The organism is Leclercia sp. UBA5958, assembly GCF_002430365.1.
Taxonomy (GTDB): Bacteria; Pseudomonadota; Gammaproteobacteria; order Enterobacterales; family Enterobacteriaceae; genus Enterobacter; species Enterobacter pneumoniae.
This window is the reverse complement of the sequence record NZ_DJCE01000008.1, coordinates 275,767-302,165: the sequence shown is the minus strand read 5'-3', so window position 1 is coordinate 302,165 and position 26,399 is coordinate 275,767. Positions and strand designations below refer to the sequence as shown.

At 55.6% G+C, this 26,399-nt stretch carries 26 protein-coding genes; 15 read left to right on the top strand and 11 right to left on the bottom strand.

The window, feature by feature from the left end; all coding sequences use genetic code 11:
- Positions 1 to 31: 31 nt before the first annotated feature.
- Positions 32 to 1,765: an arginine--tRNA ligase gene (argS, locus tag B2Q93_RS14560; RefSeq protein WP_207291972.1), complete on the bottom strand. Its 1,734-nt coding sequence runs from the start codon at positions 1,763 to 1,765 to the stop codon at positions 32 to 34.
- A gap of 173 nt (positions 1,766 to 1,938) precedes the next feature.
- On the opposite strand from argS, the gene B2Q93_RS14555 reads away from it, so the two are divergent.
- A complete protein-coding gene (locus B2Q93_RS14555) occupies positions 1,939 to 2,499 on the top strand; it encodes a VOC family protein (protein WP_286933601.1) in 561 nt (186 codons plus the stop codon).
- A gap of 85 nt (positions 2,500 to 2,584) precedes the next feature.
- Positions 2,585 to 3,328 (top strand): copper homeostasis protein CutC, encoded by a 744-nt coding sequence (cutC, locus tag B2Q93_RS14550; protein ID WP_286933600.1) that lies wholly within the window; start codon positions 2,585 to 2,587, stop codon positions 3,326 to 3,328.
- Positions 3,329 to 3,473: 145 nt separating this feature from the next.
- Here cutC and cmoB read toward each other — a convergent pair whose 3' ends face one another.
- Genes cmoB through B2Q93_RS14525 form a run of 5 tightly spaced genes read right to left on the bottom strand, consistent with a single transcriptional unit; the run spans position 3,474 to position 7,054 of the window.
- The gene (cmoB, locus tag B2Q93_RS14545; RefSeq protein ID WP_286933599.1) at positions 3,474 to 4,445 is read right to left on the bottom strand and encodes a tRNA 5-methoxyuridine(34)/uridine 5-oxyacetic acid(34) synthase CmoB; all 972 of its coding nucleotides are present in this window, start codon (positions 4,443 to 4,445) and stop codon (positions 3,474 to 3,476) included.
- On the bottom strand, positions 4,442 to 5,185 hold the full coding sequence (cmoA, locus tag B2Q93_RS14540; protein WP_040075113.1) for a carboxy-S-adenosyl-L-methionine synthase CmoA: 744 nt from the start codon (positions 5,183 to 5,185) through the stop codon (positions 4,442 to 4,444). Before cmoA ends, cmoB begins: the two co-directional genes overlap by 4 nt.
- A gap of 40 nt (positions 5,186 to 5,225) precedes the next feature.
- The gene (locus tag B2Q93_RS14535; RefSeq protein ID WP_040075115.1) at positions 5,226 to 5,621 is read right to left on the bottom strand and encodes an MAPEG family protein; all 396 of its coding nucleotides are present in this window, start codon (positions 5,619 to 5,621) and stop codon (positions 5,226 to 5,228) included.
- Between the two features lie 51 nt (positions 5,622 to 5,672).
- Positions 5,673 to 6,491 carry a DUF72 domain-containing protein gene (locus B2Q93_RS14530; protein WP_040075117.1) on the bottom strand — a complete coding sequence of 273 codons (819 nt, stop codon included), beginning with the start codon at positions 6,489 to 6,491 and terminating at the stop codon, positions 5,673 to 5,675.
- Complete coding sequence (locus B2Q93_RS14525; protein WP_286933597.1) at positions 6,488 to 7,054, bottom strand: hydrolase; 567 nt, start codon at positions 7,052 to 7,054, stop codon at positions 6,488 to 6,490. Before B2Q93_RS14525 ends, B2Q93_RS14530 begins: the two co-directional genes overlap by 4 nt.
- A gap of 264 nt (positions 7,055 to 7,318) precedes the next feature.
- On the opposite strand from B2Q93_RS14525, the gene aspS reads away from it, so the two are divergent.
- From aspS to ruvB, 6 genes are all read left to right on the top strand, one after another.
- Complete coding sequence (aspS, locus tag B2Q93_RS14520; protein ID WP_207291967.1) at positions 7,319 to 9,091, top strand: aspartate--tRNA ligase; 1,773 nt, start codon at positions 7,319 to 7,321, stop codon at positions 9,089 to 9,091.
- A 1-nt stretch (position 9,092) separates the two neighbouring features.
- Positions 9,093 to 9,536, top strand: a complete 444-nt coding sequence (nudB, locus tag B2Q93_RS14515; protein ID WP_040075121.1) for a dihydroneopterin triphosphate diphosphatase — start codon at positions 9,093 to 9,095, stop codon at positions 9,534 to 9,536.
- A gap of 27 nt (positions 9,537 to 9,563) precedes the next feature.
- Positions 9,564 to 10,304 carry a YebC/PmpR family DNA-binding transcriptional regulator gene (locus tag B2Q93_RS14510; protein ID WP_040075122.1) on the top strand — a complete coding sequence of 247 codons (741 nt, stop codon included), beginning with the start codon at positions 9,564 to 9,566 and terminating at the stop codon, positions 10,302 to 10,304.
- Between the two features lie 34 nt (positions 10,305 to 10,338).
- The gene (gene ruvC, locus B2Q93_RS14505) at positions 10,339 to 10,860 is read left to right on the top strand and encodes a crossover junction endodeoxyribonuclease RuvC (protein ID WP_233802915.1); all 522 of its coding nucleotides are present in this window, start codon (positions 10,339 to 10,341) and stop codon (positions 10,858 to 10,860) included.
- An 81-nt stretch (positions 10,861 to 10,941) separates the two neighbouring features.
- Positions 10,942 to 11,553, top strand: coding sequence for a Holliday junction branch migration protein RuvA (ruvA, locus tag B2Q93_RS14500; protein WP_040075126.1), 612 nt, complete (start codon positions 10,942 to 10,944; stop codon positions 11,551 to 11,553).
- Positions 11,554 to 11,561: 8 nt separating this feature from the next.
- Positions 11,562 to 12,572: a Holliday junction branch migration DNA helicase RuvB gene (gene ruvB, locus B2Q93_RS14495; protein ID WP_040075127.1), complete on the top strand. Its 1,011-nt coding sequence runs from the start codon at positions 11,562 to 11,564 to the stop codon at positions 12,570 to 12,572.
- A gap of 39 nt (positions 12,573 to 12,611) precedes the next feature.
- On the opposite strand, the gene znuB is transcribed toward ruvB, so the two are convergent.
- Together znuB and znuC are read right to left on the bottom strand one after the other, a co-directional pair.
- Positions 12,612 to 13,397, bottom strand: a complete 786-nt coding sequence (gene znuB / locus B2Q93_RS14490; protein ID WP_040075128.1) for a zinc ABC transporter permease subunit ZnuB — start codon at positions 13,395 to 13,397, stop codon at positions 12,612 to 12,614.
- Entirely contained in the window at positions 13,394 to 14,149 is a 756-nt protein-coding gene (gene znuC, locus B2Q93_RS14485; protein WP_286933595.1) for a zinc ABC transporter ATP-binding protein ZnuC, read from the bottom strand. The genes znuB and znuC overlap by 4 nt, the downstream gene beginning before the upstream one ends.
- 77 nt (positions 14,150 to 14,226) lie before the next feature.
- On the opposite strand from znuC, the gene znuA reads away from it, so the two are divergent.
- From znuA to lpxM, 3 genes are all read left to right on the top strand, one after another.
- Positions 14,227 to 15,171 (top strand): zinc ABC transporter substrate-binding protein ZnuA, encoded by a 945-nt coding sequence (gene znuA / locus B2Q93_RS14480; protein WP_046885106.1) that lies wholly within the window; start codon positions 14,227 to 14,229, stop codon positions 15,169 to 15,171.
- A gap of 15 nt (positions 15,172 to 15,186) precedes the next feature.
- Positions 15,187 to 16,506, top strand: coding sequence for a murein DD-endopeptidase MepM (gene mepM, locus B2Q93_RS14475; RefSeq protein WP_046885107.1), 1,320 nt, complete (start codon positions 15,187 to 15,189; stop codon positions 16,504 to 16,506).
- A gap of 118 nt (positions 16,507 to 16,624) precedes the next feature.
- Positions 16,625 to 17,596 carry a lauroyl-Kdo(2)-lipid IV(A) myristoyltransferase gene (lpxM, locus tag B2Q93_RS14470; RefSeq protein WP_040075134.1) on the top strand — a complete coding sequence of 324 codons (972 nt, stop codon included), beginning with the start codon at positions 16,625 to 16,627 and terminating at the stop codon, positions 17,594 to 17,596.
- A 46-nt stretch (positions 17,597 to 17,642) separates the two neighbouring features.
- On the opposite strand, the gene pyk is transcribed toward lpxM, so the two are convergent.
- Entirely contained in the window at positions 17,643 to 19,085 is a 1,443-nt protein-coding gene (gene pyk / locus B2Q93_RS14465) for a pyruvate kinase (RefSeq protein ID WP_046885108.1), read from the bottom strand.
- 108 nt (positions 19,086 to 19,193) lie between these two features.
- Entirely contained in the window at positions 19,194 to 20,063 is an 870-nt protein-coding gene (locus B2Q93_RS14460; RefSeq protein WP_046885109.1) for a MurR/RpiR family transcriptional regulator, read from the bottom strand.
- A gap of 360 nt (positions 20,064 to 20,423) precedes the next feature.
- Between B2Q93_RS14460 and zwf the strand changes: the two genes are divergently transcribed.
- The 3 genes from zwf (at position 20,424) to kdgA (ending at position 24,624) form a co-directional block, all read left to right on the top strand.
- Positions 20,424 to 21,899 (top strand): glucose-6-phosphate dehydrogenase, encoded by a 1,476-nt coding sequence (gene zwf, locus B2Q93_RS14455; RefSeq protein WP_040075139.1) that lies wholly within the window; start codon positions 20,424 to 20,426, stop codon positions 21,897 to 21,899.
- A 232-nt stretch (positions 21,900 to 22,131) separates the two neighbouring features.
- Positions 22,132 to 23,943, top strand: a complete 1,812-nt coding sequence (edd, locus tag B2Q93_RS14450; RefSeq protein ID WP_040075140.1) for a phosphogluconate dehydratase — start codon at positions 22,132 to 22,134, stop codon at positions 23,941 to 23,943.
- A gap of 39 nt (positions 23,944 to 23,982) precedes the next feature.
- Positions 23,983 to 24,624, top strand: a complete 642-nt coding sequence (gene kdgA, locus B2Q93_RS14445) for a bifunctional 4-hydroxy-2-oxoglutarate aldolase/2-dehydro-3-deoxy-phosphogluconate aldolase (RefSeq protein ID WP_040075141.1) — start codon at positions 23,983 to 23,985, stop codon at positions 24,622 to 24,624.
- 44 nt (positions 24,625 to 24,668) lie between these two features.
- Here kdgA and purT read toward each other — a convergent pair whose 3' ends face one another.
- Positions 24,669 to 25,847: a formate-dependent phosphoribosylglycinamide formyltransferase gene (purT, locus tag B2Q93_RS14440; RefSeq protein ID WP_286933594.1), complete on the bottom strand. Its 1,179-nt coding sequence runs from the start codon at positions 25,845 to 25,847 to the stop codon at positions 24,669 to 24,671.
- Between the two features lie 149 nt (positions 25,848 to 25,996).
- Between purT and yebF the strand changes: the two genes are divergently transcribed.
- The gene (gene yebF / locus B2Q93_RS14435) at positions 25,997 to 26,344 is read left to right on the top strand and encodes a protein YebF (RefSeq protein ID WP_046885111.1); all 348 of its coding nucleotides are present in this window, start codon (positions 25,997 to 25,999) and stop codon (positions 26,342 to 26,344) included.
- The last annotated feature ends 55 nt before the right edge of the window (positions 26,345 to 26,399 follow it).

The following is a 26,399-nucleotide window of genomic DNA, read 5'->3' as shown; positions in this document are numbered from 1 at the left end:
AAAAAACCCGGCGATTGCCGGGTTTGTTTTTTTACATGCGCTCGACGGTTTCGATGCCCAGGGTATCCAGACCCAGCTTCAGGGTCTTCGCCGTAAGCTGCGCCAGCTTCAGGCGACTGTTACGCACGGCTTCGCTCTCGGCAGAGAGGATAGGGCAGTGTTCGTAGAAGCCAGAGAAGAGGCCAGCCAGGTCGTACAGGTATGAGCACATCACGTGCGGGGTACCGTCACGGGCGACCACAGAGAGCGTCTCTTCAAACTGCAGCAGGCGTGCTGCCAGCTGGGCTTCACGATCTTCAGAGATGACTACCGCTGCGGCGGCAAGGGCCGCTTCATCCACTGCCGCTTTACGGAATACGGAGAGCACGCGGGTATAGGCGTACTGCATGTAAGGGGCCGTATTGCCTTCGAAGGCCAGCATGTTATCCCAGTCGAACACATAGTCCGTGGTACGGTTCTTGGAGAGATCCGCATATTTAACCGCGCCGATACCGACCGCGTTAGCCAGTTTTTCCAGCTCGTCCGCCGCCATGTCCGGGTTCTTCTCCGCCACCAGACGGCGCGCACGCTCCAGCGCTTCGTCCAGCAGATCGGCCAGCTTCACCGTACCGCCAGCGCGGGTTTTGAACGGCTTACCGTCTTTACCCAGCATCATGCCGAACATGTGGTGTTCCAGCGGTACGGAGTCCGGCACGTAACCGGCTTTACGCACGATAGTCCACGCCTGCATCAGGTGCTGGTGCTGGCGAGAGTCAATGTAATAAAGAACGCGGTCCGCATGCAGCGTTTCGTAGCGATATTTGGCGCAGGCGATATCGGTGGTGGTGTAGAGATAGCCGCCATCCTTCTTCTGGATGATGACGCCCATAGGTTCGCCTTCCTTGTTTTTATACTCATCAAGGAAGACCACGGTCGCACCTTCGCTCTCGACCGCCAGCCCTTTGGCCTTCAGATCGGCCACAATGCCTGGCAGCATAGGGTTATAGAGGCTTTCACCCATCACATCCTTGCGGGTGAGGGTCACATTCAGGCGGTCGTATGTGATCTGGTTCTGGGACATGGTGATGTCCACCAGCTTACGCCACATCTGCAGGAAGTACTCGTCGCCGCCCTGCAGCTTAACAACGTAGCTACGCGCGCGCTCGGCGAAGGCTTCGTCTTCGTCGTAGTGTTTTTTCGCTTCGCGATAAAAACCTTCCAGGTCTGCCAGCGCCATTTCACCGGCGTTTTCCTGCTGCTGCTTCTCGAGATAAGCGATGAGCATCCCGAACTGGGTACCCCAGTCGCCAACGTGGTTAGCGCGGATTACCTTGTGGCCCAGGAACTCAAGCGTACGCACGGCCGCATCACCGATGATGGTGGAGCGCAAATGGCCTACGTGCATCTCTTTCGCCACGTTAGGGGCCGAATAGTCCACCACGATGGTTTGTGCTGCCGGCTGGTTTACGCCCAGACGGTCAGATTTCAGCGCCGCGTCAACGTGGCTGGCAAGGAAGGCCGGGTCGAGGAAGATATTGATAAAGCCCGGTCCGGCAATTTCAGTTTTGCTGGCGATACCGTCAAGATCCAGATGAGTGAGTACCTGCTCTGCGAGTTGTCGCGGCGCCATGCCCAGTTTTTTAGCTACGGCCATCACGCCATTTGCCTGATAGTCGCCAAACTGTACTTTTGCTGACTGACGAACCTGAGGTTCGCAATCCGCAGGCGCGCCTGCGGCAATCAGTGCCTGACTGACTTTATCTGAGAGAAGTGCCTGAATATTCACCTGGATACCTTACTTTTTTGCTGCGGCAGACCAACCATCCGCGCCAGTTTAAGAATGAGGCCGGGAGTATACTGCAATTGCCTCTTGCCGTCAGCACCGGACAAATCAGCGGTTGGTGGGCGGCGCGCAACAGAGTAAATTAACCGTTTTGTACGATAGGACGAGTAATAATAATGGCGAACTGGCAATCCATTGACGAACTGCAGGACATCCGCGCCGACCTGCCGCGCTTTACCCGCGATTTTCACGCGCTGACTCAGCGCCTGGGGCTGGAGATCGCTCCGCTGGCGGCAGACCATATCTCCCTGCGCTGCCACCAGAATGCCACCGCCGAGCGCTGGCGTCGAGGTTTTGAGCAGTGCGGCGAGCTGCTCTCTGAAAACATCATTAATGGCCGCCCAATCTGCCTGTTTAAACTGCATGAGCCCGTCTGCGTCGCCCACTGGCAATTTGACGTGGTGGAGCTGCCATGGCCGGGTGAGAAGCGCTATCCCCATGAAGGGTGGGAGCATATTGAGATCGTTCTGCCCGGCGACCCCGACGACCTGAATGCCCGCGCGCTGACGCTGCTCTCTGACGAGGGGTTAAGCCAGCCGGGGATTTTTGTGAAATGCAGTTCACCCAAAGGGGAGCGCGAGCGCCTGCCGAATCCCACCCTGGCGGTGACGGACGGTAGCGTGACGGTGAAGTTTCACCCCTGGACTATCGAGCAGATCGTCGCCAGCGAAGCATAACGCGTAGAAGTTTGTGAGCGACCGCCGTGTCCGGCCTGTTCGGGCATGGCATGATGCCGTATTCATGATGTTTTAAGGAGGAATCATGGCAGTGCTGGAGATCTGCTGTTACAGCATGGAGTGCGCCGTGACCGCACAGCAACAGGGGGCTAATCGCATCGAACTCTGCGCGGCACCGAAAGAGGGGGGCTTAACCCCCTCTTATGGCGTCCTGAAATCAGTGCGTGAGGCCGTCACTATTCCGGTTCATCCCATTGTCCGTCCCCGCGGCGGCGATTTCTGTTACAGCTCAGGCGAGCTAAGCGCCATGCTGGACGATGTGGCGCATATCAACGCGCTGGGATTTCCGGGGGTGGTGATTGGCCTGCTCGATGAAGATGGCGAAGTCAATATGCCGGCAATGCGCCAGCTGATGGCGGCTGCGAAGGGGATGGCGGTGACATTTCATCGCGCCTTCGATATGTGTGCCGATCCACGACAAGCTTATGAAAAGCTGGCGGAACTCGGCGTCACGCGGATCCTCACCTCGGGGCAGCAAGCATCCGCAGAAAAAGGTCTTTCATTAATTACGGAACTTAATGGCCGATCTGGTGTTCCAATAATCATGGCAGGAGCAGGCGTGCGCGCCGGCAATCTGCATAAGTTTCTCGACGCAGGGGTGAAGGAGCTGCATAGCTCAGCGGGTAAATGGATACCCTCGCCCATGCGTTATCGCAATACAGGGTTGTCTATGTCGACGGATGCCGAGGCGGATGAGTACTCCCGCTATAGCGTTGATGGAGAGTCGGTTGCGGTAATGAAAGCGATTATTGACCGTTATCACGTGTAGCAACGTTTTTACCGCCGCATCATGTCGCCCAATATGATGCTTGTTTGTACCAGGCCCCTGCCTTTTACACAGGGGCCTTTTTTTCTCCTGCATATTTCAGGCCGTAGCGGCGTTAGCCGCCTCGCTTGCCCTTATTGAGGAGAGATTACGGCTTCGTTGCAATCAATACTGCACGCATCGGCGCAGGATAGCCTTCCACCGTTTTGCTCTGGTCAGCCGGATCCAGGAACTGCTCCAGCGACTCGGTGATCATCCAGTCGGTACGACGCTGCTCTTCGGTCGAGGTTACGCAGACGTCGGCGATACGCACATCCACGAAGCCGCACTTCTCAAGCCAGTTTTTCAGCGCCAGCGCGGATGGAATGAAATAGACATTTCGCATCTGTGCGTAGCGGTCGCCTGGCACCAGCACCGCGTTCTCATCACCTTCAATTACCAGTGTTTCCAGCACCAGTTCACCCCCGTTGACCAGCTGATCTTTCAGCTGCCACAGATGTTCCAGCGGTGAGCGACGGTGGTAAAGCACCCCCATCGAGAAGACCGTATCGAAGGCTTTCAGGGCAGGCAGTTGTTCAATACCCAACGGCAACAGATGCGCGCGCTGATCATTACCCAACAGTTTTCGCACCGCTTCGAACTGACAGAGGAACAGCTGCATAGGATCGACACCGACCGCAAGATGCGCGCCGGCGCCAATCATGCGCCACAGGTGATAGCCGCTACCGCAGCCCACGTCAAGAATGGTTCGGCCTGACAGGTCAGACAGGTGCGGCAAAACGCGATCCCACTTCCAGTCAGAACGCCATTCGGTATTAATGTCCACCCCATAGAGCGAGAAGGGCCCTTTACGCCAGGGCATCAGGTTACGGAGCAGGGTTTCGATACGGTTCGTCTGCCCGGCGCTTAACGGCGTTTCGCTCTCTGCCGTAACGCTGTGCAGCAAGTCGAGACGGTAAGGCGTAAGCTCAGGCAAAAACTCCACCGCGTTAGACCACTGCTTTAACAAGCCATGCTGCTGGTCGCGCTGCCAGGTGGCGATTTGAGCGGGCAGGGTCTCCAGCCAGTGGGAAAGGTGATTCTTTGCAATCAGCTGATAAAAATTACTGAATTCAATCATGCCGCTTCGCCGCCTTTCAGTGCCACCAGAGAGCCAAAGTTAAAACACTGGAACCACAGCTCGCTATGCTCAAAACCTGCGCTGCGCAGGCGAGCCTTATGCGTTTCGACCGAATCGGTCAGCATCACATTTTCCAGCATGCTACGTTTCTGGCTGATCTCCAGCTCGCTATAGCCGTTGGCACGTTTAAAATCGTGGTGCATGTTGAACAGCAGTTCACCGACGTTGGCATCTTCGAAGCTAAATTTCTCTGACAGCACCAGGGCGCCGCCCGGGTTAAGCCCCTGATAGATCTTATTCAGCAGCAGCTGACGATCGGCGGGCTCTAAAAACTGCAGCGTAAAGTTCAGTACCACCATGGAGGCATTATGAATTTCGATATCACGGATATCGCCCTCAATGACTTCCACCGGCGTGGAGGCTTTCCAGGCGTCGATGTGGCGGCGACAGCGCTCAACCATGGCCGGGGAATTATCCACGGCGATAATTTTGCAGCCTGGCTGATTAACGTTACGACGAACCGACAGCGTAGCCGCGCCCAGCGAGCAACCCAGATCGTATACCTGCGTGTCAGGCTGAACAAAACGCTCCGCCAGCATGCCGATCATGGAGATGATATTAGAGTAACCGGGCACTGAGCGCTGAATCATATCCGGGAAGACTTCAGCCACCCGTTCATCAAAGGTCCAGTCGCCCAGACTGGCGATAGGCGCAGAAAAAAGCGTGTCGCGATCTGACATAACGTTAAAATCCGGGAAAAATAAAGGGGCGTATTGTGCGCTAATGCAGGGAGAAAACCAACTCCCACGGCATATACCAGAGGTTAGCCAGCACCATCAGCAAAAGCGAACACCAGGTGGCGCTCATGCCTGAGCGACGCCAGCGGAACAACCGATTGTGAAAGCCGTAGTAATGCATCAGGCGACCGGCAATCAGCAGCAAACCGCAAACGTGCACCATCCACGTCTCAGCGCCGTTCATTTCCATAAAAAGCAGCATGATCAGGGCAACCGGGATGTACTCCACGGCATTCCCATGCACACGAATCGCGCTTTGCAGCTCAGAAAACCCACCGTCGCCCCAGGAGACGCGATACATCATCCGCAGACGCACAACATCGAACGAAAACTTAATTAACAGTAACGCACCCAAAACCGCATACAGCGCGCTGACCATACAAACTCCCTGTTTATCTGGCAGATGGCACTTCTATGATAGGGGGTGCGGCTAGAAAAGAGAAGATTGTTGTGGGATGGCAGGGGCAGGACCCAGGCCCGGAAGCGCGTCCTGCAAGGCCTGCCAGAGAGCATCGACCAGTTCAGGGGCCTGGGCAATATCCGGAGTATGCAGAAACAGATAGGGGGTGGTGGTCTGCTGCCATTTCGCTAATGTTTGCAGCCAGACGGCGAACATCTGCTGGTTTTGCTGCATATTATCGCTGCCGATAAAGCGCACCATCGGGTTGCTGGCGGTCACCACGGCATGCACCGGCACCTTCGGTTTTTTCCGCTGGGCGTCGATAACGGCTTCACTGTGGGGTACGGCACTGTGTACGGGACGACTGTCGAGGATCACGCGATTCACGCCGCGCTCATGTAACCCCCGGTTGAGCGCCTTTTCCGTTTCGCCTTTATTAAAGAACGCTGGATGGCGCACTTCCACTCCGTAAGTAAAGGCTTTGGGCAGGGTATCGAGAAAGTGCCACAGCGCCGGCAGCCCCTGCGGGCCAAATGTTGCCGGGAGCTGGAGCCAGTATTGACCGATGCGGTTCGCCAGGGGATCCATACGGGTAAAAAATTCCGCTGTGAGATCGTCGCAGTTGCGCAGTGCAGCGGTGTGTGAAATGGTGGATGGAAACTTGAAGCAAAAGCGGAAATCATCGGTCGTCTGCTCACGCCAGCGTTCAACAATCTCCGCCCGGGGCAGGGCGTATAGCGTCGTATTGCCCTCCACGCAGTTAAAGTGGCGAGCATACTCCTCAAGGCTGGTGATACCCAGCCGCACCCATTTCGGGTGCGACCATTGGGGCAGGCCCAGATAGATCATAACGCGCTAAGGATCTCGTCGGTGCTACGCACGCGGCCAATGCGCGGGAAGATGTTCGTCATGCTGCCCTGGTGTTGATCTGCTGAGGCGGCACTGCAGGCATCTTCGGCGATAATCAGGTTAAAGCCCATCTCCCAGGCGTGACGCGCGGTTGATTCCACTCCGATGTTGGTGGAGATGCCGCACACAATAATGGTGTCGATACCGCGACGACGCAGCTGCAGTTCCAGATCTGTGCCGTAGAATGCGCCCCACTGGCGTTTGGTCACCTCGATATCACTGTCGCGTTTACCCAGTGCAACCGGGTACGTCCACCAGTTCTCGGGCAGGGCGTGCGCTGGAGCCTGCGCATCTACCGGTTGTTTCAGCGCTTCGGCAAAATCGGCAGACCAGCCGACGCGTACCATCACTACCGGTGACCCGCTGGCCCGGCACTTGTCGGCCAGACGCGCACTACGACTGACCACATCGTCCGCCGTGTAAGGACCTCCGGCGAACGGCAGGATCCCTTCCTGTAAATCAATCACGACAAGGGCGGTTTTGGTGGCGTCGAGGTTCAACATAATTTCTCCAGTCAAATAAATAGCTTTGCTACACCTTACGCTGTGGAGGCCTGTTCCAGGTCTGATATTTTTGTTAATTTTTGTGAGAATATGCAAGATGCGAGCAGCAATCGCGCTTCTGGCCGTGCTTCGCTCTTATCGTCCGGCGGAATTTCCAGTATAATAGCCGCCTTTTTTCATCCAGTTGTGACATACAAAAAGCTGCGACATAGTAGCCTGCATCACAGGCAACATTTAGCCGTCGGCTAAGTTAAGGGATATCTCATGCGTACAGAATATTGCGGGCAGCTGCGTCAGACCCATGTCGGGCAGCAGGTTACCCTGTGTGGTTGGGTCAACCGTCGTCGTGATCTTGGTAGCCTTATCTTTATCGATTTGCGCGACCGTGAAGGCATTGTGCAGGTGTTCTTCGATCCGGATCGCGCGGATGCGTTAAAACTGGCCTCTGAACTGCGTAATGAGTTCTGCATTCAGGTCACCGGTACCGTGCGTGCGCGCGACGAGAAAAACGTCAACGCGGAGATGGCAACGGGGGCAGTAGAAGTGCTGGCGTCCGATCTGGTTATCATTAACCGCTCAGAGTCGCTGCCGCTCGACTCCAACCACGTCAATACTGAAGAAGCGCGTCTGAAATACCGTTACCTGGATCTTCGTCGCCCGGAGATGGCTCAGCGCCTGAAAACGCGCGCTAAGATCACAAGCCTGGTGCGTCGCTTTATGGACGATCACGGTTTCCTCGATATCGAAACCCCGATGCTGACCAAAGCGACTCCGGAAGGCGCGCGTGACTACCTCGTTCCTTCCCGCGTCCATAAAGGCAAATTTTACGCGCTGCCGCAGTCCCCTCAGCTGTTTAAACAGCTGCTGATGATGTCCGGCTTCGATCGCTATTATCAGATTGTAAAATGTTTCCGCGACGAAGACCTGCGTGCTGACCGCCAGCCTGAATTTACCCAGATCGACGTCGAAACCTCCTTCATGACGGCTGAACAAGTGCGTGAAGTGATGGAAGCGCTGGTGCGCGGTCTGTGGCAGGACGTGAAAGGTGTCGATCTCGGCGACTTCCCGATCATGACCTTCGCCGAAGCAGAGCGTCGTTACGGTTCCGATAAGCCAGACCTGCGTAACCCAATGGAGCTGGTGGACGTGGCGGACCTGGTGAAAGAGGTTGAGTTTGCGGTATTCGCGGGCCCGGCTAATGATGCAAAAGGCCGCGTGGCTGCCCTGCGTGTACCAGGTGGTGCCGCACTCAGCCGTAAGCAGATCGACGATTACGGCAACTTTATTAAGATTTACGGGGCCAAAGGGCTGGCGTACATCAAAGTGACCGAGCGGGCGAAAGGCATCGAAGGGATCACAAGCCCCGTGGCGAAATTCCTGAACGCTGACATCGTGGAAGCGATCCTCGCGCGTACAGACGCACAGGATGGCGATATGATCTTCTTCGGCGCGGACAACAAGAAAGTGGTTGCCGACGCGATGGGCGCACTGCGTCTGAAAGTTGGCAAAGACCTGAACCTGACCGACGAATCCAAATGGGCGCCGCTGTGGGTAATCGACTTCCCGATGTTTGAAGACGACGGCGAAGGCGGCCTGACCGCGATGCACCACCCGTTCACCGCCCCGAAAGAGATGACCGCAGACGAGCTGAAAGCTGCGCCGGAAACGGCCATTGCCAACGCTTACGATATGGTTATTAACGGTTATGAAGTGGGCGGCGGTTCCGTGCGTATTCACCGCGGTGAAATGCAGCAGACGGTGTTCGGTATCCTCGGCATTGAAGAGCAAGAGCAGCGCGAGAAGTTTGGCTTCCTGCTGGACGCCCTGAAATACGGTACGCCGCCGCATGCTGGTCTGGCCTTCGGTCTCGACCGTCTGACCATGCTGCTGACCGGTACTGATAACATCCGTGATGTTATCGCCTTCCCGAAAACCACCGCCGCGGCCTGTCTGATGACGGAAGCGCCAAGCTTCGCCAACCCGACCTCTCTGGCTGAGCTCGGCATCGAAGTGGTGAAAAAGGAAGAGAAAAACTGATATGGCATACAAGCGTCCCGTTTCTGTCTTAGTTGTCATTTATGCCCAGGACACGAAGCGGGTGCTGATGTTGCAGCGGCGCGATGATCCCGCTTTTTGGCAGTCGGTTACCGGCAGCCTGGAGGCGGGAGAAACCGCGCTGCAGGCCGCCGCGCGCGAAGTAAAGGAAGAGGTCGCCATCGATGTTGCTTGCGAGCAACTGACCCTGAAGGACTGTCAGCGCACGGTGGAGTTTGAAATTTTTAGCCATTTACGTCATCGCTATGCGCCGGGTACCGAGCGCAATACAGAATCCTGGTTCTGTCTCGCGCTCCCCCGCGAACGGGAGATTGTGTTCACCGAACACCTGACCTACCGCTGGGTCAATGCAACGGAAGCCGCTGCACTGACCAAGTCGTGGAGCAACCGGCAGGCGATTGAAGAATTTGTAATTAACGCTGCCTGAGAAGGCGCGATTTTTGGAGAACTTTTTATGGCAGGTCATAGTAAGTGGGCCAACACCAAACACCGTAAAGCGGCACAGGATGCCAAACGCGGTAAGATCTTTACCAAAATCATTCGTGAGCTGGTAACAGCGGCACGTCTGGGCGGTGGCGACGCGGGTTCTAACCCACGTCTGCGTGCCGCTATTGATAAAGCGCTGTCCAACAACATGACGCGTGACACCCTGAACCGCGCTATTGCACGTGGCGTGGGCGGTGACGAAGACGCGAACATGGAAACCATCATTTATGAAGGTTACGGTCCTGGCGGTACGGCGGTCATGGTGGAATGCCTGTCCGACAACCGTAACCGTACCGTTGCCGAAGTACGCCATGCGTTCACCAAAACCGGTGGCAACCTGGGTACCGACGGCTCCGTGGCTTACCTGTTCAGCAAAAAAGGCGTCATCTCCTTCGAAAAAGGCGACGAAGACGTGATTATGGAAGCGGCGCTGGAAGCGGGTGCGGAAGATGTCGTAACCTTCGATGACGGTGCTATCGACGTTTATACCGCGTGGGAAGAGATGGGTGCCGTGCGCGATGCGCTGGAAGCGGCTGGCCTGAAAGCGGACAACGCTGAAGTCTCTATGATCCCGTCTACCAAGGCCGACATGGATGCGGAAACTGCACCAAAACTGCTGCGTCTGATCGACATGCTCGAAGACTGCGACGACGTGCAGGAAGTGTATCACAACGGTGAAATCTCTGATGAGGTTGCAGCGACGCTCTGATGAGAGCGTGTAAACCCATTACAGGAGAGGCGTGATGTCGATTATTCTTGGGATTGACCCTGGCTCACGCATCACCGGGTATGGCGTTATTCGTCAGGTGGGACGCCAGTTAACCTATCTCGGCAGCGGTTGTATCCGCACCAAAGTGGACGATCTCCCGTCACGCCTGAAGCTGATCTACGCGGGCGTGTCGGAGATCATCACTCAGTTCCGGCCCGACTATTTCGCCATTGAGCAGGTTTTTATGGCGAAAAACGCCGACTCAGCGTTAAAGCTCGGTCAGGCACGCGGTGTCGCCATCGTGGCGGCGGTGAACCAGGACTTGCCGGTATTTGAATACGCGGCGAGGCAGGTCAAGCAGACGGTAGTGGGTATAGGCAGCGCGGAGAAAAGCCAGGTGCAGCATATGGTGCGAACTCTGCTAAAGCTCCCCGCTAATCCGCAGGCCGACGCCGCCGATGCGCTGGCCATTGCGATTACGCATTGCCATATTAGCCAGAACGCCGTGCAAATGAGCGAGTCGCGGCTCAATCTGGCGCGAGGCAGGTTACGATAATGACAAATCAGGCTGGATGTTTATCCAGCCTTTTTTTATTATGGCAGCAGAAATTTTTAGCCCTTAACGCAGGAGCGTCACGTGATAGGCAGACTCAGAGGCATCATCATTGAAAAACAACCCCCGTTAGTACTGCTCGAAGCGGGAGGCGTGGGCTATGAAGTCCATATGCCGATGACCTGCTTCTACGAACTGCCGGACGCAGGCAAAGAGGCGATTGTCTTTACTCAGTTTGTGGTGCGAGAAGATGCTCAGCTTCTGTATGGTTTTAATAACAAACAAGAACGTACCCTGTTCCGCGAACTGATAAAAACCAACGGCGTCGGACCGAAGCTGGCCCTGGCTATTTTATCCGGCATGTCAGCCCAGCAGTTTGTGAATGCCGTGGAGCGCGAAGATCCTGCGGCGCTGATTAAACTTCCGGGCATCGGGAAGAAAACCGCGGAGCGTCTGATCGTTGAGATGAAAGATCGCTTCAAAGGGCTGCATGGCGACCTGTTCACGCCGGCGGCAGATCTGGTGCTTACTTCTCCGGGCTCACCTGTAACCGACGATGCCGAGCAGGAAGCGGTTGCCGCGCTGGTGGCGCTGGGCTATAAACCTCAGGAAGCGAGCCGCATGGTGAGTAAAATCGCGAAGCCGGACGCCAACAGTGAAACTCTGATTCGTGAAGCGCTACGCGCGGCATTGTGAGGTAAAGGATGATTGAAGCAGACCGTCTGGTGTCGGCAGGCAGCGTTCAGACAGAAGATGCAGTGGATCGCGCAATCCGCCCAAAGTTACTGGACGAGTATATTGGCCAGCCTCAGGTGCGTTCGCAAATGGAGATCTTCATCCAGGCGGCGAAACTGCGCGGAGATGCCCTCGATCATCTGCTCATTTTCGGTCCCCCGGGGCTAGGTAAAACCACACTTGCCAATATCGTTGCTAACGAAATGGGGGTGAATCTGCGTACCACCTCTGGCCCGGTGCTTGAAAAAGCGGGCGATCTGGCGGCCATGCTCACTAACCTTGAGCCGCATGACGTCTTATTTATCGATGAGATCCACCGCTTATCCCCCGTGGTAGAAGAGGTGCTCTACCCGGCGATGGAGGATTATCAACTCGATATCATGATCGGCGAAGGCCCGGCCGCGCGCTCCATTAAAATCGATTTACCGCCTTTTACCCTCATTGGTGCCACCACCCGTGCGGGATCATTAACCTCACCACTGCGCGACCGCTTTGGCATTGTGCAGCGTCTGGAGTTTTACCAGGTCGCGGATCTGCAACACATCGTGGGTCGAAGCGCGCGGTACATGGGGCTGGAGATGAGCGAGGAGGGAGCTTTCGAAGTCGCCAAACGCTCCCGCGGAACGCCGCGTATCGCCAACCGTTTGCTGCGCCGCGTGCGTGACTTTGCTGAGGTGAAGCACGATGGGACGATCTCATCCGACATCGCTGCCCAGGCGCTGGATATGCTTAACGTCGATGCGGAAGGTTTTGATTATATGGACCGGAAGCTGCTACTGGCGGTGCTGGATAAATTCTTCGGCGGCCCGGTAGGGCTGGATAACCTGGCGGCGGCTATTGGTGAAGAGCGCGAAACGATTGAGGACGTGCTGGAGCCCTATCTGATTCAGCAGGGCTTTTTACAGCGTACGCCGCGTGGGCGAATGGCGACGGTACGGGCGTGGAATCACTTTGGTATCACCCCACCCGCCATGCCGTGAGGCTTCTCCCTCTCCCGGCGGGAGAGGGGACCTACCCGCCTAGCTGGCGGGTTTTTTCATCATGCTGAAGATAAATAACAGCGCCGCGCACAGCACCACCGACGGCCCGGCAGGCGTGTCGTAAAAGGCCGAGAACGTTAACCCGCCCGTAACCGCAACCATCCCCACAACAACGGCGACACCCGCCATTTGCTCCGGCGTGCGGGCAAAACGGCGCGCAGTCGCCGCCGGAATGATAAGCAGCGAGGTGATAATTAATGCCCCGACAAATTTCATTGCCACACCAATAGTAAGCGCGGTGACCAGCATCAGTAACAGCTTCACGCGCTGCAATTTTACGCCATCGACAAAGGCCAGGTCCGGGCTGATGGTCATGGCCAGCAGATTCCGCCATTGCCAGAAGAGGATGGAGAGGACAATAACCACCCCGATGGCGATGGAGATTAAGTCTTCTGGCGTCACGGCCAGCAGGTCGCCAAAGAGATAGGCCATCAGATCGACACGAATATTCGACATCAGGCTGACCACGACCAGACCCAGGGATAGCGCGCTGTGGGCCATAATACCCAGCAGGGTATCCACCGCGAGGTGAGGGCGCTTCTCCAGCCAGACCAGACCGGCTGCCAGCAGCAGGGTAACAACGATGACTGCATAGAATGGATTAACATCCAGCAGCAAGCCAAAAGCCACCCCCAGCAGCGAGGCGTGGGCCAGCGTATCGCCAAAGTAGGACATTCGACGCCAGACAACAAACGAACCCAGCGGGCCAGCGGCGCAGGCGAGCATAATCCCGGCCAGCCAGCCGGGCAGTAATAATTCAATCATGAGTGACCATTTCCCCGGCGCAGAACAATTCGTCCTTGCAAATCATGGCGGTGGTTATGTTGATGGCGATAAATACCCAGCTGTTCCGCACCGCGTGGGCCGAACATAGAGATAAATTCCGGGTGCATAGAGACCACTTCCGGGGTACCGGAGCAGCAGATATGGTGGTTGAGACAGAGCACCTCATCGGTTTTGGCCATCACCAGGTGCAGGTCGTGGGAGACCATCAACACGGCGCAATTCAGCTCTTTACGCAGCTGGTCGATGAGATCGTAAAGCGCAACCTGGCCGTTAACATCCACACCCTGCGTCGGCTCATCCAGCACCAGCAGCTGCGGATTATTCAGCAGGGCGCGGGCTAGCAGGACGCGCTGGGTCTCACCGCCAGAGAGTTTTTGCAACGGGGCGTCGATGAGGTGTCCGGCCTGCACGCGTTTCAGAGCGGGAAGGATATCCTCTTTACGCGTATCAGGACGCAACCGCAAAAAGCGATTTACGGTCAGCGGCAGAGTGGAGTCCAGATGTAATTTCTGGGGTACGTAGCCAATGCGCAGCTTTCCGTCACGCTTGATGAGCCCTTCGTCCGGTGCTACCAGACCGAGGACCACACTAACCAGCGTGGATTTTCCGGCGCCATTGGGGCCGAGCAAAGTCAGTATTCTTCCGGGTTTCAGGCACAAAGAGACGTCAGAAAGGACGCGGCGCTGACCGAAAGAGACCGATACATTTTCGAGAGAAACTAAATTAGTCATGTCAATTTAAGCTTGCAGAAGTCATCGAATGTTATAATATCACATCCCACACACTCATTACGAACAGTAGTCGCATTATGTTACATAAAAATACGCTTCTTTTCGCAGCATTATCCGCTGCGCTGTGGGGTTCCGCAGCACAAGATGTTAACGCCGCCGTTGTCGCTTCGCTTAAACCACTCGGTTTTATCGCCTCCGCCATTGCCGATGGCGTGACCGAGACCGAGGTTTTACTGCCGGATGGCGCTTCCGAACACGATTACTCCTTACGCCCATCTGATGTAAAACGCTTACAAAACGCGGACTTAGTTGTGTGGATTGGCCCTGAGATGGAAGCTTTCATGCAGAAGTCTGCCAAACAGGTCCCTGCGGCGAATCAGGTTGCCATCGCCGATCTGTCTGGTGTTAAACCGCTGCTCATGAAAGGGGCAGAGGACCACGATCATGATCATGGTCACGGCGAGGGTGACGATGAAAATAGTGATGCACATCACCATCATGGCGAGTACAACATGCACCTGTGGCTGTCACCCGAGATAGCGCGGTTGTCTGCGGTTGCAATCCACGAAAAATTAGTGGAACTTATGCCGCAAAGTCGAGCCAAACTAGACGCCAACCTGAAGGATTTTGAGGCACAGCTTGCCGCAACCGATAAGCAGGTAGGTACCGAGCTCGCACCATTGAAAGGTAAAGGATATTTCGTTTTTCATGACGCCTATGGCTATTACGAAAAACATTACGGTCTCACGCCGCTTGGCCATTTTACCGTGAATCCTGTCATTCAGCCTGGTGCGCAGCGTTTACATGAAATCAGAACACAGTTGGTTGAGCAAAAAGCGACCTGCGTTTTTGCTGAGCCACAGTTCAGGCCAGCGGTCGTTGAAGCCGTGGCAAGGGGAACATCCGTGCGCATGGGCACCCTTGACCCGCTAGGAACGAATATCCAGTTGAGCAAAGCGAGCTATTCGCAGTTCCTCAGCCAACTGGCGAACCAGTATGCGAGCTGCCTGAAAGGAGATTAACGAGGAAGTGAATACGTGCAACAGATAGCCCGCTCTGTCGCCCTGGCATTTAATAATTTGCCCCGGCCCCACCGCGTCATGCTGGGGTCGCTTACCGTTCTCACCTTAGCGGTCGCCGTCTGGCGACCCTACGTTTACCACCCGGTTTCGACACCTATCGTTAAAACCATTGAGCTTGAACGAAGTGAAATTCGTTCTTTGCTGCCGGAAGCGAGTGAGCCTATTGACCAGGCCCCCCAGGAAGAGGAAGCCATCCCGCAGGATGAGCTCGATGACAAAACCGCAAACGAAGCCGGTGTCCATGAATACGTCGTTTCGACCGGCGATACCTTAAGCAGCATTCTTAATCAGTATGGCATTGAGATGGGCGAAATCAGCCAGCTTGCTGCCTCCGATAAAGAGTTGCGTAACCTGAAAATTGGCCAGCAGCTCTCCTGGACCCTGACCGACAACGGTGATTTACAACGCCTGACCTGGGAAATGTCCCGTCGTGAAACCCGCACTTACGATCGTACTGCAAACGGTTTCAAGATGAGCAGTGAGATGCAGCAGGGCGAATGGGTGAATAGCGCCATTAAAGGCACCGTGGGCGGCAGCTTTGTTGCCAGCGCCCGTGATGCCGGCCTGACGAGCGGTGAAATCAGCTCGGTGATCAAAGCCATGCAGTGGCAGATGGACTTTCGCAAACTGAAAAAAGGCGATGCGTTCTCGGTATTGATGTCCCGCGAAATGCTGGACGGTAAACGTGAGCAGAGCCAGCTTTTAGGTGTCCGACTGCGTTCAGATGGGAAGGATTATTATGCTGTCCGCGCAGAAGATGGCAAATTCTATGACCGCAACGGTACCGGACTGGCGAAAGGCTTCCTGCGTTTCCCGACCGCTAAACAGTTCCGCGTCTCCTCTAACTTTAACCCACGCCGTCTGAACCCGGTAACTGGGCGTATTGCGCCGCACCGTGGTGTTGATTTCGCGATGCCGCAGGGCACGCCTGTGCTGTCAGTCGGTGATGGCGAAGTGGTGATCGCTAAACGTAGCGGTGCAGCAGGGTACTACGTGGCAGTGCGTCATGGTCGTACTTATACCACCCGCTATATGCACCTGCGTAAACTGCTGGTGAAACCCGGCCAGAAAGTGAAGCGCGGTGACCGTATTGCGCTCTCTGGTAACACGGGTCGTTCTACTGGCCCGCACCTGCACTATGAAGTGTGGATCAACCAGCAGGCGGTTAACCCATTAACGGCGAAACTGCCGCGTACCGAAGGGTTAACCGGTAAAGACCGCACCGATTACCTGGCGCAGGTGAAACAGGTGCTGCCACAACTCAGCATCGATTAATTTCTCTGCTGACAAAGCCGGTACAGTGACTGTGCCGGCTTTTTCTTTTGTGCGTTACGCACTGCCTCGCTAAACTATCTCATTATTCTTTTCAGCGTCACCCGCCACTGGAAAAAGCATGGAAACCAGAAAAAACAATATTGAATACATTCCTGAGTTTGAGAAAGACTTTCGCCATCCGCGCCACTGGGGCGCCTGGATCGGTGTTTTTGCATTTGCGGGCCTGGCGCTGACTCCGGCCGCGTTTCGCGATCCGCTATTGGGAGCGGTAGGGCGTCTGGCGGGAAAGTTTGGTAAAAGCGCGCGTCGTCGCGCGCAGATTAACTTGCTCTACTGCTTCCCCGAAAAGAGTGAAGCAGAGCGTGAAGCCCTCATTGACGACATGTTCACGACTGCTCCGCAGGCGATGGCGATGATGGCAGAGCTGGCGATGCGCGGCCCAAAAAAGCTGGAAAAGCGCGTTGACTGGAAAGGACTGGAGATTATCGACGAGCTGCGTCGTCATGACGAAAAGGTCATCTTTCTGGTGCCGCACGGCTGGGGCGTCGATATTCCTGCGATGCTGATGGCATCCCAGGGGCAGAAGATGGCGGCGATGTTCCACAATCAGGGAAACAAGGTCTTTGATTACGTCTGGAACAGCGTCCGACGCCGCTTTGGGGGGCGTCTGCATGCTCGTAACGATGGTATCAAACCTTTCATTCAGTCCGTGCGTCAGGGCTACTGGGGGTACTATCTTCCCGATCAGGATCACGGCCCTGAGCACAGTGAGTTCGTCGATTTCTTTGCGACCTATAAAGCTACGTTACCGGCAATTGGCCGCCTGATGAAAGTATGCCGCGCACGCGTGGTGCCGCTGTTCCCTATTTACGATGGCAAGACCCACCGTCTGACTATTGAAGTGCGCCCGCCGATGGACGACCTGATGACCGCTGACGATCACACCATCGCCCGCCGGATGAATGAAGAGGTTGAACTGCTGGTGGGACCGCATCTGGAGCAGTATACCTGGATCCTTAAGTTGCTGAAGACGCGTAAGCCGGGGGAGATACAGCCCTACAAACGTAACGACCTCTATCGCAAGAAATAAAAAAAGCCCCGTCAGGGGCTTTTTTAGATCACGATAACGCGGCAGATTACTCGACGGTCATGACGCGCGTGGTGTTGGTTGAGCCGATGGTGCTCATCACATCACCCTGGGTCACAATAACGATATCGCCGGAAACCAGGTAGCCTTTGTCACGCAGCAGATTAACGGCATCGTTAGCTGCGGCGACGCCGTCATTATTGCTGTCGAAGTAGACCGGGGTTACACCGCGATAGAGTGCGGTGAGATTCAGGGTACGTTCATGGCGAGACATGGCGAAGATGGGCAGACCAGAGCTGATACGGGATGTCATCAGCGCGGTACGGCCAGATTCGGTCATGGTAATGATAGCGGTTACGCCTTTCAGGTGGTTGGCGGCGTACATCGCGGACATTGCAATCGCCTCTTCCACATTGTCGAACTGAATGTCCAGACGGTGTTTTGAGACGTTAATGCTTGGGATCTTTTCTGCACCCAGACAGACGCGCGCCATGGCCGCTACGGTTTCAGCCGGATACTGACCCGCCGCCGTCTCGGCAGAGAGCATGACCGCATCGGTGCCATCCAGCACGGCGTTGGCGACGTCCATGACTTCCGCACGGGTTGGCATAGGGTTGGTGATCATCGACTCCATCATCTGCGTCGCGGTGATCACGGAACGGTTCAGCTGACGGGCGCGGCGGATGAGCGCTTTCTGGATACCGACCAGTTCCGGGTCGCCAATTTCCACGCCCAGGTCACCACGTGCCACCATCACCACGTCAGAGGCCAGAATGATGTCATCCATCGCATCCTGGCTGCAGACCGCCTCAGCACGTTCAACTTTTGCGACGATTTTCGCATCGCAGCCGGCATCGCGCGCCAGACGGCGAGCATAGTTCAGATCTTCGCCGCAGCGCGGGAAGGAGACGGCCAGGTAATCCACGCCGATCTGGGCCGCGGTAAGAATATCGGCCTTGTCTTTTTCGGTCAGCGCTTCGGCAGAGAGGCCGCCGCCCAGTTTGTTGATCCCTTTGTTGTTAGAAAGCGGGCCGCCAACGGTCACTTCGGTGAAGACGCGCATTCCCTGGACTTCCAGCACTTTCAGCTGAACGCGTCCATCGTCGAGCAACAGAATATCGCCCGGTACCACATCAGCAGGCAGACCTTTATAGTCGATACCCACTTTCTCTTTGTCGCCTTCGCCTTTACCCAGGTTGGCGTCGAGCAGGAATTTATCGCCGATATTGAGGAAAACTTTGCCTTCTTTAAAGGTCGAAACGCGAATTTTCGGTCCCTGAAGATCGCCAAGGATGGCGACATGACGTCCCAGTTTAGCCGCGATCTCGCGGACTTTGTCCGCACGAAGTTTATGATCTTCTGGCGTGCCGTGTGAGAAGTTCATACGTACCACGTTGGCACCTGCAGCGATGATTTTCTCGAGATTATTATCGCGGTCGGTGGCTGGGCCTAAAGTGGTAACGATCTTGGTTCTGCGAAGCCTTCTGGACATGTAATACTCCGTTGACTGAAACAACTTTGGTGTTGCGTGAACATTGATTCGGCGCTCTGTGCAGAAACTTACCGAATAGCGAAAAAAGTAACAACCTTGTTTTAACGATTAGGGCATATCACCCTTTATAAGTAACTCTTTATCAAAACGCGATTCCTTGAGCGCTTCTTTGACCCGCTTCAAGTTATCTCTGAATTTCGCACCGCGACGCAGGGTAAAACCGGTAGCCAGAACGTCAATCACCGTTAACTGCGCCAGACGGGAGACCATCGGCATATAAATGTCGGTATCTTCGGGGACGTCGAGGGTGATCGCCAGGGTGGCTTCCCGCGCCAGCGGTGTCCCAACGGTGGTCAGAGCAATGACCATGGCATCATTTTCGCGCGCGAGTTGCGCCAGCTCAACCAGGCTCTTGGTGCGACCGGTGTGCGAGATTAACACCACCACGTCATCTTCGTTACAATTCATACAGCTCATGCGTTGTAACACGATGTCGTCGGAATAGATAACAGGCACGTTGAAGCGGAAAAATTTGTTCATGGCATCGTGTGCCACCGCAGCGGATGAGCCGAGCCCAAAAAATGCGATTTTCTTCGCCTGGGTGAGCAGGTCTACAGCGCGGTTTACCGACGTCATATCCAGTGACTGGCGCACCTGGTCGAGCGTTGCCATAGCCGACTCAAAGATTTTTGCGGTATAAGCTTCCACGCTATCGTCTTCATCGACATTACGATTTACATAAGGTGTGCCGTTAGCAAGACTCTGAGCCAGATGCAGTTTAAAATCAGGAAAGCCGCGAGTGTCCATGCTGCGGCAGAAACGGTTGACGGTCGGTTCACTGACCCCGGATCCCTGCGCCAGTGCCGCAATGCTTGAGTGTATGGCCTGAGCGGGGGAGGCGAGAATGACTTCAGCCACTTTTCGCTCGGATTTGCTAAGGTGTTCCAGTTGGAACTGGATTTTTTCCAGCATGTTCATTGTTAACAAGGCGCCCATGGGTGGAAGCGATTTCATTAATACGTGAAATCATGGATCTAATTAGCAAGAATATACGCCTGTGACTTCCGGAAAAGGCAAATCGTGCTGAGAAATGTTGTTGTTTTTTTTCATTACTTGATCGCTGTCGGGTTTTAGCCTCCCGCAGCCAGGACGATTTTTAAACGGTTTCATAAGTCGTTACCGTGCTGCATGTGGCCAGGCGATGAAAAAACAGCGTATCGCACGCGTCGTTAAGCGCTAATGGTTTCGGGAATGACGTAAAAGCAGTACAGTGCATTGTAATAAAATTACAACGATATGCTGGCAAAAGCACCAGCATATCCAACTGAGGAGAATGACATGGCGGTAACGCAAACAGCCCAGGCATGTGACCTGGTCATTTTCGGCGCGAAAGGCGATCTTGCACGCCGAAAATTGCTGCCTTCCCTGTATCAACTGGAAAAAGCGGGCCAGATCCATCCGGAAACCCGTATCCTGGGCGTCGGTCGCGCGGACTGGGATAAAGAGGAGTACACCAGGGTCGTTCGCGAAGCGCTGGAAACTTTCATGAAGGAGAAGATCGATGAAAGTTTGTGGGATACGCTGAGCGGACGTCTTGATTTCTGCAACCTGGACGTGAATGACACGGCATCCTTTACCCGCCTGGGCGAGATGCTGGACCAGCAAAACCGCGTTACCATCAACTACTTTGCCATGCCGCCAAGCACCTTTGGTGCAATCTGCAAAGGGCTGGGCGAAGCGAAGCTGAACGCCAAACCAGCACGCGTTGTGATGGAGAAACCCCTGGGGACGTCGCTGGATACCTCCCGCGAAATTAACGACCAGGTAGGCGAATACTTCGAAGAGTGTCAGGTATACCGTATTGACCACTATCTGGGTAAAGAGACGGTTCTGAACCTGCTGGCGCTGCGTTTTGCCAACTCACTGTTTGCGAATAACTGGGATAACCGCACCATCGATCACGTGGAAATCACCGTGGCGGAAGAGGTGGGTATCGAAGGCCGCTGGGGTTACTTTGACCAGGCTGGTCAGATGCGTGACATGATCCAGAACCACCTGCTGCAAATTCTGTGCATGATCGCCATGTCGCCGCCGTCCGATCTCTCTGCTGACAATATTCGCGACGAGAAAGTGAAAGTGCTGAAGTCCCTGCGCCGTATCGATCGCTCGAATGTGCGTGAGAAGACCGTACGCGGTCAGTACACTGCAGGCTTTGCGCAGGGTAAAAAAGTGCCGGGCTACCTGGAAGAAGAGGGTGCCAACAAATCCAGCAATACCGAAACCTTTGTGGCGATCCGCGTTGATATCGATAACTGGCGTTGGGCGGGTGTGCCATTCTACCTGCGTACCGGTAAGCGTCTGCCGACCAAATGTTCTGAAGTGGTGGTTTACTTCAAGAACCCAGAGCTGAACCTGTTTAAAGAGTCCTGGCAGGAGCTGCCGCAGAACAAGCTGACCATCCGTCTGCAGCCGGACGAAGGCGTGGATATCCAGGTTCTGAACAAAGTGCCGGGTTTGGATCACAAACACAACCTGCAGACTACCAAGCTGGATCTGAGCTACTCCGAAACCTTCAACGAAACTCATCTGGCCGATGCTTACGAGCGTCTGCTGCTGGAAACCATGCGGGGTATCCAGGCGCTGTTCGTGCGTCGCGATGAAGTGGAAGAGGCCTGGAAGTGGGTCGACTCCATCACCGAAGCCTGGGCTGCGGATCAGGACGCGCCGAAGCCTTATCAGGCGGGCACCTGGGGTCCGGTCGCTTCTGTGGCGATGATCACGCGCGATGGCCGTTCCTGGAACGAATTTGAGTAAGGTCAGGATAATCCTTGAGGGTTATTTTACCGGTAACATGATCTAACTCAGGCCCGGTGTAATTTTTAATCATTTAAGCTCCGCGTGGATTTCCCCGCGGAGCTTTTTTTATTACACTGCCGGAAGCGATTTTGCCCCTGAGCTCCGGCAATAAAGCGTTTCCGCGATGTTATAGAGTGCGAAACACTTTGTTAATCCCAGAGCCTGGACAGATTAATATTGAGGAGCATCTATGAATCCGACATTGTTACGGGTAACACAACGCATTGCTGAGCGCTCAAAACAGACCCGTTCAGACTACCTCGCGCGCATCCAGCAGGCGAAGCGTGACACGGTACACCGTTCGCAGTTAGCCTGCGGCAACCTGGCCCACGGCTTTGCCGCCTGTCAGCCGGAAGACAAAGCCTCGCTGAAGAGCATGCTGCGTAACAATATCGCGATTATCACCTCCTATAACGACATGCTCTCGGCTCACCAGCCTTACGAGCGCTACCCGGATATCATTCGCAAAGCCCTGCACAGCGCCAATGCGGTGGGGCAGGTTGCGGGCGGAGTTCCGGCTATGTGTGATGGTGTAACCCAGGGGCAGGACGGTATGGAACTGTCGCTACTGAGCCGTGAAGTCATTGCCATGTCCGCCGCGGTAGGGTTGTCTCATAATATGTTTGATGGCGCGCTCTATCTGGGCGTGTGCGATAAAATTGTCCCGGGCCTGGTGATGGCGGCGCTCTCTTTTGGTCACCTTCCGGCAATCTTCGTGCCATCAGGCCCGATGGCCAGCGGCTTACCTAATAAAGAAAAAGTCCGCGTCCGTCAGCTCTACGCAGAAGGCAAAGCCGATCGTGCCGCGCTGCTGGAGGCGGAAGCGGCCTCCTACCATGCACCGGGGACCTGCACTTTCTACGGTACCGCCAACACCAACCAGATGGTGGTGGAGTTCATGGGTATGCAGCTTCCGGGCTCATCTTTCATTCAACCGGATGCGCCTCTGCGGCAGGCTCTGACTGAAGCCGCCGCCCGTCAGGTGACGCGTCTTACCGGCAACGGCAACGAATGGATGCCGATGGGCAAAATGGTCGATGAAAAAGTGGTGGTGAACGGGATCGTAGCCCTGCTGGCAACCGGTGGCTCCACCAACCACACCATGCACCTGGTGGCGATGGCGCGGGCGGCAGGTATCCTGATTAACTGGGATGACTTCTCCGAACTCTCTGAAGTAGTGCCGCTGATGGCTCGCCTCTACCCGAACGGCCCGGCAGATATTAACCACTTCCAGGCCGCGGGCGGCGTACCGGTGCTAATGCGTGAGCTGCTGAAAGGTGGCCTGCTGCATGAAGACGTCAACACCGTGGCAGGTTTTGGCCTGACGCGCTATACCCTGGAGCCCTGGCTGAATAATGGCGAGCTGGACTGGCGCGACGGCGCAACCGCGTCGCTGGATGAAAACGTCATTGCCACTATCGAAAAACCGTTCTCTCTCCACGGCGGTACTAAAGTGCTGAGTGGGAATCTGGGCCGGGCGGTGATGAAAACCTCTGCGGTGCCGGTAGAAAACCAGATCATCGAAGCCCCCGCGGTGGTCTTTGAAAGCCAGCATGATGTATTGCCTGCTTTCGAGGCTGGTCTGCTGGATAGAGACTGCGTGGTGGTGGTACGCCATCAGGGGCCAAAGGCGAACGGTATGCCAGAATTACATAAACTTATGCCGCCACTTGGTGTATTATTGGACCGCTGTTTCAAAATTGCGTTAGTAACCGATGGACGCCTCTCCGGCGCATCAGGTAAAGTGCCTTCAGCTATCCACGTCACCCCGGAAGCGTATGACGGTGGTCTGTTGGCGAAGGTTTACGATGGCGACATCATCCGCGTAAACGGCCAGACCGGTGAGTTGACCTTATTGGTGGATGAAGACGTGCTTGCCGCACGCAAGCCGCATATTCCTGACCTGAGCGCATCGCGCGTGGGCACAGGGCGCGAAATGTTCAGCGCGCTGCGCGAGAAACTCTCCGGCGCGGAGCAGGGCGCGACCTGTATTACGTTTTAAGACGACAAGAATTATCGATCTGGCGAGAGAAAAACTCTGATGAAAAACTGGAAAACAAGTGCAGAAGCAATCCTGAAAACGGGCCCGGTTGTGCCGGTAATTGTGGTGAACAAACTGGAACATGCGGTACCGATGGCGAAAGCCCTGGTCGCTGGCGGCGTACGTGTGCTGGAAGTGACCCTGCGTACCGCATGCGCGATGGATGCTATCCGTGCCATTGCGAAAGAAGTGCCCGAGGCGATCATTGGCGCAGGTACCGTACTGAACCCGCAGCAACTGGCCGACGTCACCGAAGCCGGTGCGCAGTTTGCTATCAGCCCGGGCCTGACTGAGCCGCTGCTGAAAGCAGCAACCGAAGGCACTATTCCTCTGATTCCTGGGATCAGCACCGTCTCCGAGCTGATGCTGGGCATGGACTACGGTCTGAAAGAGTTCAAATTCTTCCCGGCGGAAGCGAACGGCGGCACCAAAGCGCTGCAGGCAATTGCGGGTCCATTCTCTCAGGTTCGTTTCTGCCCAACCGGCGGTATCTCTCCAGCCAACTACCGTGACTACCTGGCGCTGAAAAGCGTGCTTTGTATCGGTGGCTCCTGGCTGGTTCCTGCTGATGCACTGGAAGCGGGTGACTGGGATCGTATCACCAAACTGGCGCGCGAAGCCGTTGAGGGTGCGCAGCAGTAATCGCTGTCAGAGCATAAAAAAACGGGCCATCAGGCCCGTTTTTTTTATCCTTCCACTTTCACCGCGCTGGCAGCGGCTTTCGCCCGTATAACCGCGTCGCCAAGGGTCTCGCCGGTCGCCAGCGCCACCCCCAGGCGACGGGATCCGTCGATGTCGGGCTTGCCGAACAGACGAAGCTGCAAACCGGCACCGAACGCGTCGTCGAGACGGTCGAAAATGACATTCTGACTGGTAAGCTGAGGCAAAATCACCGCCGATGCCGCCGGGCCGTACTGACGAATTCCGCCCACCGGCAGCCCAAGGAAAGCACGCACGTGCAGCGCAAACTCGGACAGATCTTGCGATATCAGGGTCACCATGCCGGTATCATGCGGGCGAGGGGAGACCTCGCTAAAGATCACCTCATCGCCGCAAACAAACAGCTCCACGCCAAACAGACCATAACCGCCCAGGGCTAAGACGGTTTTGCGGGCGATCTCCTGCGCGCGCTCCAGCGCCAGAGGACTCATCTGCTGTGGCTGCCAGGATTCGCGGTAATCGCCATCTTCCTGACGATGACCAATAGGATCGCAGAAGTGCACCCCGTCGACGGCGCTGACGGTAAGCAGCGTGATTTCAAAATCAAACTTCACAACGCCCTCAACAATCACCCGTCCGGCTCCCGCGCGACCACCCTGTTGCGCGTAATCCCAGGCCGCATCGAGCTGTTCAGCCGTACGGATAAAGCTTTGGCCTTTGCCAGAAGAGCTCATCACGGGCTTAATGATGCACGGGTAGCCAATCTCGTTCACCGCCTGTAAAAAGGCCTCTTTGCTGTCGGCAAAACGGTAGCTGGAGGTGGGGATCGCCAGCTCTTCGGCGGCCAGCCGACGGATGCCCTCACGGTTCATGGTCAACTTCGCGGCGCGGGCGCAGGGCACCACGCGCTGGCCTTCGGCCTCAAGCGCCAGCAGGGTGTCGGTCGCGATGGCTTCGATCTCGGGAACCACAAAATGCGGTTTCTCTTTAGCAATCAGGGCGCGCAGGGCATCGCCGTCGAGCATGTTAATGACGTGCGAGCGATGCGCGAGGTGCATGGCGGGCGCATCGGGATAACGATCGACCGCTATGACTTCAATTCCCAGACGCTGGCACTCAATGGCGACCTCTTTTCCCAGCTCACCGGAGCCTAACAGCATTACACGCGTGGCTGCCGGACGCAGCGCAGTACCTAAACGAGTCATAACATCCCCCTGAAAAAGTTGCGCGCAGTATAAACGAAAACGTTTGCGTCTGTCTTCTGTTACAGAATCTGCCTCTGTTACAGCGCGTTACTGGCAAAGCCCTATTTTTAGTCCATGCTTGTCAATGTGTTAAATCACAGGAGAAGAGCATGAACAAAGCAGGGGTCGTAATGGTCGTCGCGCTACTGGTCGCCAGCGCCGGCGCGCAGGCAAAAAGTGAGAAAACGGTGAAATTTCCTGCCTGCGAAGGGCAAAATGCGGAAGGTATCGCCGCCAGCGTAAAACGGGATTACCTGCAAAATCGTATTGTCCGCTGGGCAGACGATCAACAGAAGCTGGGGCAGGCCGATCCGGTCGCATGGATCAATCCTCAACAGGTCAAAAGTCAGGATAACCACTGGACCGTGCCGCTGACGGTGCGCGGTAAAAGCGCCGATATTCATTATCAGGTAAAAATTGATTGCGCAGCCGGCAGCGCGCAGTACGTCGCGCAGTAATATGAATTTTCGCTTCTTTTTATGCCGCAGACATTTCCTGACATCCCCTCGCTTA

Excerpts from the sequence above, each read along its gene's own strand:
- B2Q93_RS14555 (WP_286933601.1), top strand. The coding sequence starts at position 1,939 with ATGGCGAACTGGCAATCCATTGACGAACTGCAGGACATCCGCGCCGAC.
- cutC (WP_286933600.1), top strand. The coding sequence starts at position 2,585 with ATGGCAGTGCTGGAGATCTGCTGTTACAGCATGGAGTGCGCCGTGACC.
- cmoB (WP_286933599.1), bottom strand. The coding sequence starts at position 4,445 with ATGATTGAATTCAGTAATTTTTATCAGCTGATTGCAAAGAATCACCTT.
- cmoA (WP_040075113.1), bottom strand. The coding sequence starts at position 5,185 with ATGTCAGATCGCGACACGCTTTTTTCTGCGCCTATCGCCAGTCTGGGC.
- B2Q93_RS14535 (WP_040075115.1), bottom strand. The coding sequence starts at position 5,621 with ATGGTCAGCGCGCTGTATGCGGTTTTGGGTGCGTTACTGTTAATTAAG.
- B2Q93_RS14530 (WP_040075117.1), bottom strand. The coding sequence starts at position 6,491 with ATGATCTATCTGGGCCTGCCCCAATGGTCGCACCCGAAATGGGTGCGG.
- B2Q93_RS14525 (WP_286933597.1), bottom strand. The coding sequence starts at position 7,054 with ATGTTGAACCTCGACGCCACCAAAACCGCCCTTGTCGTGATTGATTTA.
- aspS (WP_207291967.1), top strand. The coding sequence starts at position 7,319 with ATGCGTACAGAATATTGCGGGCAGCTGCGTCAGACCCATGTCGGGCAG.
- nudB (WP_040075121.1), top strand. The coding sequence starts at position 9,093 with ATGGCATACAAGCGTCCCGTTTCTGTCTTAGTTGTCATTTATGCCCAG.
- B2Q93_RS14510 (WP_040075122.1), top strand. The coding sequence starts at position 9,564 with ATGGCAGGTCATAGTAAGTGGGCCAACACCAAACACCGTAAAGCGGCA.
- ruvC (WP_233802915.1), top strand. The coding sequence starts at position 10,339 with ATGTCGATTATTCTTGGGATTGACCCTGGCTCACGCATCACCGGGTAT.
- ruvB (WP_040075127.1), top strand. The coding sequence starts at position 11,562 with ATGATTGAAGCAGACCGTCTGGTGTCGGCAGGCAGCGTTCAGACAGAA.
- znuB (WP_040075128.1), bottom strand. The coding sequence starts at position 13,397 with ATGATTGAATTATTACTGCCCGGCTGGCTGGCCGGGATTATGCTCGCC.
- znuC (WP_286933595.1), bottom strand. The coding sequence starts at position 14,149 with ATGACTAATTTAGTTTCTCTCGAAAATGTATCGGTCTCTTTCGGTCAG.
- znuA (WP_046885106.1), top strand. The coding sequence starts at position 14,227 with ATGTTACATAAAAATACGCTTCTTTTCGCAGCATTATCCGCTGCGCTG.
- lpxM (WP_040075134.1), top strand. The coding sequence starts at position 16,625 with ATGGAAACCAGAAAAAACAATATTGAATACATTCCTGAGTTTGAGAAA.
- pyk (WP_046885108.1), bottom strand. The coding sequence starts at position 19,085 with ATGTCCAGAAGGCTTCGCAGAACCAAGATCGTTACCACTTTAGGCCCA.
- B2Q93_RS14460 (WP_046885109.1), bottom strand. The coding sequence starts at position 20,063 with ATGAACATGCTGGAAAAAATCCAGTTCCAACTGGAACACCTTAGCAAA.
- zwf (WP_040075139.1), top strand. The coding sequence starts at position 20,424 with ATGGCGGTAACGCAAACAGCCCAGGCATGTGACCTGGTCATTTTCGGC.
- edd (WP_040075140.1), top strand. The coding sequence starts at position 22,132 with ATGAATCCGACATTGTTACGGGTAACACAACGCATTGCTGAGCGCTCA.
- kdgA (WP_040075141.1), top strand. The coding sequence starts at position 23,983 with ATGAAAAACTGGAAAACAAGTGCAGAAGCAATCCTGAAAACGGGCCCG.
- purT (WP_286933594.1), bottom strand. The coding sequence starts at position 25,847 with ATGACTCGTTTAGGTACTGCGCTGCGTCCGGCAGCCACGCGTGTAATG.
- yebF (WP_046885111.1), top strand. The coding sequence starts at position 25,997 with ATGAACAAAGCAGGGGTCGTAATGGTCGTCGCGCTACTGGTCGCCAGC.